Raw genomic sequence first — 1144 nt, forward strand, 5'->3', positions numbered from 1 at the left:
ACACCGCACCGCGTCGAAGTCGTCATCGCGGCACAGGCTGCACGGCTGGGCGGGCTGTCGCCGGTGGTGGTGGGCAGCAAGGCCGAGCTTCTTCCGTTGTACGACAGCGCCCTGTTCTGGCAGGTCAGCGGCGGGCGTTTCATCGCCATCGTGAGCGGGGTGTTGGGAGCGTTGTCGCTGCTGGTGTGGCTGCGACAGCTTGAAACGATCTACCTCTACTACGGTCTGGGAGAACTGCTGTGGTCGCTGCAGACGGCGCGCGTGCTGTTCACGCATGCACCGTTGCCCTGGCCCTTGTGGGGTGTGCTGCCGCTGGCAGCGTTCCAGGCAGCGGTGCCGCTGCTGTGCCGCTTCGCCCTGGCCGTGGTGGGACGGGACGACACCCGCCTGGCACGCCTGCTGGGCCTGATGGCCTGGCTGGCGCCGGTTGCGGCCGTGCTGGGCATCATGGTGCCTTTGGTGTGGCTGATGCCGCTGTGGCGGGGGATGAGCCTCCTGGCGGCAATGGCGATGATGTTCGTCGTGTTGCGTGTGGCGCTGCGCAGTGCCGTACTGGAACACCGCGTGCTGGCTCTGGCGGTGGTGTTGGTCGTGCTGTGCGGTGTGCGCGACGTATGGGTGATGCGCACCTCGCCCGAGGCCTACGCGATGGTGCCGTGGATCCGCTTCGCCTGGGTTGGCTTCGCCATCACGCTGGCATGGGTCATCGCCGAGCGCATGCGCAAGGACGCCCGGGCGATGGCGGCAATGAACGCCTCGCTGGAGGCTGAGCTCGCCGAGCGCAACGCCGCCCTGGAAGCCTCCTTCGCCCGCGAGCGGGAAGGAGAAAAAGCACGCGGCGCGCTGGAAGAACGCCAGCGCCTGACGCAGGACCTGCACGATGGTCTCGGAGGGCAACTGGTCGGGCTGCTGCAGATGACCCAGCAGCCGGGAACGGCTCTCGGCGATGTGGCGCTGCACCTGCGCGACGCGGTGGACCAGCTCAAGCTCACGGTGGACGCCATGCACGGCTGCGAGGGCGACGTGGCCTCGGCCCTTGGCAGTGTGCGCTACCGCCTGGGGCCGCGCCTGCAGGCCGCCGGCATCGAACTGCACTGGGATGTGGGCCCCCTGCCGCTGATGACAGGCTGGAGTGCGCGCGAGT

The 1144-nt window shown here is 68.7% G+C and carries 1 protein-coding gene; it reads left to right on the top strand.

Going from position 1 to position 1144, the window contains the following annotated elements; genetic code table 11:
• A partial coding sequence (locus ACSFA3_RS24915; protein ID WP_475544585.1) for a sensor histidine kinase occupies positions 1-1144 on the top strand: 1144 nt, incomplete at both ends.

Origin of the sequence: Variovorax glucosi (assembly GCF_051216695.1) — a bacterium.
In the GTDB taxonomy this organism is placed as follows: domain Bacteria; phylum Pseudomonadota; class Gammaproteobacteria; order Burkholderiales; family Burkholderiaceae_C; genus Variovorax.